Here is a 6,197-nt window from a genome sequence, read left to right on the forward strand (position 1 = left end):
GGCCCCTACGGTACCGTGTAAGTCGGCAGGAATCCCTTGGAGCTGATTTTCACTGTTTCATTCCGTTGCAGTACCGTTCCAGTTCTTCCAGATCCCTGATGAACAGGATTCTTTCCACCCATTCTTTCCACACGAACCCTTCTCCCGCCATCCGGTCCAGGAGGGCCTTCATGGGCTGCCAATAGCCTTCGTAGTCCAGGAAGGCAAAAGGTTTGGACACCATGTCCAGTTTGTTCAGGCTCATGATTTCGCTGATTTCTTCCAGGGTCCCGATGCCTCCCGGGAAGGCCAGGAACAGGTCCCCCAGTTCCAGCATCTTCTCTTTCCGCTGGGCCATGTTTTCGGTGACGATCAGCTCTGTCAGGCCCTGGTGCTGGAGTTCTTTTTCCATAAAGAACCGGGGTTCCACCCCGATCACCCGTCCGCCCTGCTCCAGAGCGCCGTCGGCCAGTTTCCCCATAAGTCCGGTACGGCTGCCTCCGTAGATCAAAGTATGGCCATGACCGGCAATCCATTGTCCCAGTTCATACGCATAACGGGCATATTCCGGACGGTTCCCCGGATTGGCTCCCAGATAAACAGTGATGTTCATTTCCTCTCCTTTCCATAAAAAAGGAGCTGCTCCAGGCAGCTCCTATCCTTCAGCCATCGACCATTGACCATTGACCATTGACAATCAATTCTCAGAAATCCCCCAGTACAAGCTGAGAAATATTCTTGCTGTGGTCGCTGACCCGTTTCATGTTGATCAGCAGTTCCAGCATCACAAAACCGGTTTCCGGGGTACAGACCCCTTCGTTCAGCCGTTCCACATGGCTCTTCCGCATGGCTTTCTGTTTCAGCTTCACCTGATGGGAGAAATCCAGGGATTCCCGGGCCAGATCTTTGTCATTGGTTTCCAGGGCCTTGATGGCCTTGGTGGCAGCGGCTACCACCAGCACTTCCAGCTCCTTCATTTCCCGGTTGGCTTCCGGTGAGAAGGTGGTTCCGTCTTCTCTCATGTTTCGGACCCGTTTGGCGATGATTTCCGCATGATCCCCGATCCGTTCAATATCGTTGCAGGCATGAATCAGACCGGTGTGCAGGTTGGACATTTCCTTGGTCATGTTCTTTTCGCTCATCTTGGTGAGATACACGGTAATGGCCTCTTCCAGGCTGTCGATGACCGGTTCATGTTCCAGAACGAATTCCACGTCCTTTTTATTGTAGTTATCCACACAGGTAAAGGATTTCCGGATATTTTCCAGAGCCAGTTCCCCCATCCGGACCACTTCCTTAGTAGCCAGTCCCAGAGCGACCGCCGGAGTGTTCAGCACGTTCTTGTCCAGATACTTGGGCTGATAGGAAATATCATTGTCTTCCCCAGGCATGATCTTTTTGATGAACCGGGTGAAATACGGTGCCAGAGGCAGGAAAATACAGGTGTTCACCACGTTGAAGGTAGTGTGGGCGTTGGCGATCTGCCGGCCGATATTCCCAGCCGGAGAAATATCCATTACAAAAGAAATGAAGAAAGGCAGCAGAAGCAGAGCAATGATACTGCCGCACAGATTGAACATGACATGGGAACAGGCTACCCGCTTGGCGTTGAGACCGCTTTGGAGGGTGGCGATGACAGCGGTGATACAGGTACCGATGTTATCACCCAGGATTACGGGAATGGCCCCTTCCAGAGGGATCAGCCCCTGGCTGGCCATAGCCATCAGGATACCGATGGTTGCGGAGGAGGATTGGATCACCAGGGTCATGCCCAGACCGGTAAGGAGCCCCATAATGGGATGGGTGGAGAATCTTCCCAGGATATCCACGATCCGGGGATCCTGGCGCAGGGGAATGACGGAATTGCTCATCATGCTCATGCCCAGCATCAGGATACCAAAACCCAGCAGCACGGAACCCAGATTCTTCAGAGTCCGCTTTTTGCAGACGATCTGCATCACAAAACCGATGGCAATGATCAGGGTGATGTAGTCGGTCAGATTGAAGGCAATGAGCTGTGCGGTCATGGTGGTCCCGATGTTGGCCCCCATGACGATGCCGAAGGCCTGTTCCAGGTTCATCAGTCCTGCGTTGACCAGCCCCACGGTCATAACCGTGGTAGCACTGGAAGACTGGAGCACTGCCGTAACCCCGGCCCCCAGAGCCACCCCGTAGATGGTCTTCTTTGTCAGCTGCCCCAGGATTTTCTGGAGCTTGGCCCCAGCCGCCTGCTGCAGGCCGTCGCCCATCAGCTGCATACCGTACAGGAAAAGAGAAATGCCGCCTAAAAACAAGAATAGCTGAACCAAAATAATCTCCTCCGCAGTTTGCGTTTTCAATTGTACTTATAGATTGGTGGAATAGCGATATGACTAAATTTTACCACATATCTCCTGTTTACACCAGTTCATAATGGAAATATGCAACATTCTGAACATTATTAAAAAAAAATCTCCTGTCACTTTCGTGACAGGAGATTTTGAAGAATCGAGACTTATTCAGCGTCCAGTTTTACATAGCCGGCCAGACGTTCTTCAGCGTCTTTCTTGGTCTTGGCATACAGATCTTCTGCAATGTCAGGGAACCCTTTGGCCAGGGATGCATACCGTACTTCGCCCTTCAGGAAGTTTTCGAATTCATCGAAGTTCGGAGTCTTGGTGCTGTCCAGGAAGAAGGACTTCTTGCCTTCAGCCTTCAGAGTCGGGTTGTACCGGAAGCAGCTCCAGTAACCGCAGTCAACAGCAGCCTTGGCTTCCAGGAAGGAGTGGTTCATGCCTCTCTTGATGCCGTGGTTGATGCAGGGGCTGTAGCAGATGATCAGGGAAGGACCATGGTAAGCTTCAGCTTCCCGGATGGCCTTCAGAGCCTGGTTCTTGTCAGCGCCCAGGTTGATCTGAGCTACGTATACATAGCCATAGGTCATGGCCATCATGCCCAGATCCTTCTTCTTGGTCCGTTTACCGGAAGCGGCAAACTGAGCAACAGCAGCTTCAGGAGTGGACTTGGAGGACTGTCCGCCGGTGTTGGAGTAAACTTCGGTATCGAATACCATTACGTTTACATCATCGCCGGATGCCAGTACATGGTCCAGTCCGCCGTAACCGATATCATAGGACCAGCCGTCGCCGCCGAAGATCCACTGAGAACGTTTCACGAAGAACTGTTTGTTTTCGTACAGAGCTTCCAGTTCCGGTTTGCCGGCTTTTTCAGCTTCCAGCAGTTCAACCAGTTTTTCAGCACGGGCACGAGAGCCTTCGCCTTCGTCCTTGTTGGCAATCCAGTCTTCCATGGCAGCCTTCAGGTCAGCAGAAGCAACAGCTTCAGCAGCCTTCATTTCGTCAACCAGACGATCCCGGACAGCCTTTACGCCCAGGTACATACCCAGACCATATTCAGCGTTGTCTTCGAACAGGGAGTTGGCCCAGGCAGGACCATGGCCCTTGTGGTTGGTGGTGTAAGGCATGGAAGGAGCAGCAGCAGCCCAAATGGAGGAGCAGCCGGTAGCGTTGGCGATCATCATACGGTCACCAACCAGCTGGGTAACCAGTTTGGCATACGGGGTTTCGCCGCAGCCAGCGCAGGCACCGGAGAATTCCAGCAGGGGCTGTTCGAACTGAGAGCCCTTTACAGTAGCCGTGGTCATGGGGTTGGCTTTCGGAGCAACCTTGTTCACCACATAATCCCAGATGGGAGCGCGGCCTTCCTGAGTAGCGAAAGGTTTCATGGCCAGAGCCTTGTTGCCTTTCATGCCCGGGCAGGCATCCACGCAGTTGGAGCAACCCTGGCAGTCCATGGGGCTCACGGTGATGCAGAAGTTCAGGCCTTTTGCACCCAGAGCCGGTTTGGTCTTCAGGCCTTCCGGAGCGTTCTTCACTTCTTCGTCAGTCAGCAGGAACGGACGGATGGCAGCGTGCGGGCACATGATGGCGCACTGGTTGCACTGGATGCAGTTTTCAATGTTCCATTCAGGAACGTTGATGGCGATACCGCGTTTTTCATAAGCAGCAGTACCGGAGGGGAAGGTACCATCGGCCTGGCCCATCAGAGCGCTGACCGGCAGCTTGTCGCCTTCCTGTTCGTTCATGGGGATCATGATGTTGTCAACGAAGGCGTTGCCAGTCTTCTTGTACAGGTCTTCGTCTTTTGCATCAGCCCATGCAGCGGGGATTTCCACTTTGTTGATGGCATTGACGCCCTGATCAACAGCGGCATTGTTCATGTCAACGACCTTCTGGCCTTTCTTGCCATAGGAAGTAACAATGGATTCCTTCAGGTACTTCACAGCATCATCCACAGGGATTACGCCGGTCAGTTTGAAGAATGCAGCCTGCATGATCATGTTGATACGGCCGCCCAGACCGATTTCAGAAGCGATCTTCACAGCGTCAATGGTGTAGAACTGAATGTCGTTGGTTGCCAGGTAGCGTTTCAGCTGGCCAGGCAGTTCCTTGTCCAGTTCTTCAGCGTTCCAGGGGCAGTTCAGCAGGAACACGCCGCCTTTTTTCAGGCCGGAGGCTACGTTGTAACGATGTACATAAGAAGGATTGTGTACAGCAACATAGTCAGCGAAGTTGATCAGGAACGGCATATGGATCGGAGTATGACCGAAACGCAGGTGGGATACGGTGATACCGCCGGACTTCTTGGAGTCATAAGCGAAGTAGCCCTGTGCGTACATGTCGGTCTTGTCGCCGATGATCTTGATGGCGCTCTTGTTGGCACCAACGGTACCATCGGAACCCAGGCCCCAGAACTTGCAGGAGATGGTGCCTTTCGGGGTGATGTCCAGGGTTTTTTCCTTCGGCAGGGAGGTGTTGGTCACATCATCCACAATGCCTACGGTGAAGTGGTCTTTGGGTTCAGCAGCCTTCAGGTTGTCGAACACAGCCAGAGCATCGCCAGGATAGAATTCCTTGGAACCCATGCCGTAACGGCCGCCGATGATCAGAGGACGGTCAGCCTTGTTGTAGTAGATGTCCCGGACATCCAGGTACAGAGGTTCGCCGTTGGAGCCGGCTTCCTTGGTCCGGTCCAGAACAGCAATCCGTTTTACGGTTGCAGGCATGGCCTGGAAGAAATGTTTGGCGGAGAACGGACGATACAGATGTACGTTCAGCACGCCGACTTTTTCGCCCTGAGCGTTCAGGATCTTGGCAACTTCTTCCACGGTCTGAGCGCCGGAGCCCATGATTACTACAACGTTTTCAGCATCGGGAGCACCGGTGTAGTTGAACAGCTTGTAGTCACGGCCGGTCAGCTTGCTGATTTTGTTCATGTAATCTTCTACGATTTCCGGCAGGGCTTCGTAGTATTTGTTTACAGCTTCACGGGTCTGGAAGTAGATATCCGGGTTTTGGTTGGTACCACGGATTACAGGATGATCCGGGTTCAGCGCATTTTCACGGAATTTCTTCAGTTCATCGTAGTCAACCAGTTTTTTCAGTTCATCATAGTCCAGCAGTTCGATCTTCTGGATTTCGTGAGAAGTACGGAACCCATCGAAGAAGTTCAGGAAAGGCACATGGCCTTTGATGGCGGACAGGTGAGCAACTGCGGTCAGGTCCATAACTTCCTGAACGCCGCTTTCTGCCAGCATGGCAAAGCCGGTCTGACGGCAGGCCATAACGTCACTGTGGTCACCGAAGATGTTCAGAGAGCTGGTAGCCAAAGCTCTGGCTGCAACGTCGAATACGGCGGGCAGCAGTTCGCCAGCGATCTTGTACATGTTCGGGATCATCAGCAGCAACCCCTGGGATGCAGTGTAGGTCGTGGTCAGAGCACCGGAAGCCAGAGAGCCGTGCACAGCACCGGCAGCACCTGCTTCAGACTGCATTTCCATGATCTGTACCGGGCGATCGAAAATGTTCTTCTTGCCATGAGAAGCCCATTCATCACTTGCTTCTGCCATAGGAGAAGAAGGAGTAATCGGGTAGATCGCTGCAACTTCCGTAAACGCATAAGAAGCATATGCGGCCGCGGTGTTGCCATCCATTGTCTTCATTTTTTTCATTTAAATAGCCCCTCTTTCTAAGAGATACTGACTACGATAGTAAGACTTCCATAGTCCCCCTAGTCGCCTATAATTATATATCAAAATGAACAGAATCTCAAATAAATTTTTTCTTATTTGTAGACAATTTATTGCGAATTGTCTAACATCTCGTGGTTACTGGCTTTGCGGGCCATAAACCACCGATTGTGCAGAAATTGTGCATAAC

At 52.4% G+C, this 6,197-nt stretch carries 3 protein-coding genes; all 3 read right to left on the reverse strand.

Going from position 1 to position 6,197, the window contains the following annotated elements; genetic code table 11:
* Positions 1 to 49 precede the first annotated feature (49 nt).
* A complete protein-coding gene (locus QVO43_RS08780) occupies positions 50 to 592 on the reverse strand; it encodes a TIGR00730 family Rossman fold protein (RefSeq protein ID WP_022488150.1) in 543 nt (180 codons plus the stop codon).
* Between the two features lie 91 nt (positions 593 to 683).
* Entirely contained in the window at positions 684 to 2,288 is a 1,605-nt protein-coding gene (locus QVO43_RS08785) for a Na/Pi cotransporter family protein (protein WP_022488151.1), read from the reverse strand.
* A 185-nt stretch (positions 2,289 to 2,473) separates the two neighbouring features.
* On the reverse strand, positions 2,474 to 5,989 hold the full coding sequence (gene nifJ, locus QVO43_RS08790) for a pyruvate:ferredoxin (flavodoxin) oxidoreductase (protein WP_022488152.1): 3,516 nt from the start codon (positions 5,987 to 5,989) through the stop codon (positions 2,474 to 2,476).
* Between the last annotated feature and the right edge of the window lie 208 nt (positions 5,990 to 6,197).

Source organism: Acidaminococcus sp. CAG:542, assembly GCF_000437815.1.
Taxonomy (GTDB): domain Bacteria; phylum Bacillota; class Negativicutes; order Acidaminococcales; family Acidaminococcaceae; genus Acidaminococcus.

Coding starts and splice junctions, on each gene's coding strand:
- QVO43_RS08780 (WP_022488150.1), bottom strand. CDS start 592: ATGAACATCACTGTTTATCTGGGAGCCAATCCGGGGAACCGTCCGGAA.
- nifJ (WP_022488152.1), bottom strand. CDS start 5,989: ATGAAAAAAATGAAGACAATGGATGGCAACACCGCGGCCGCATATGCT.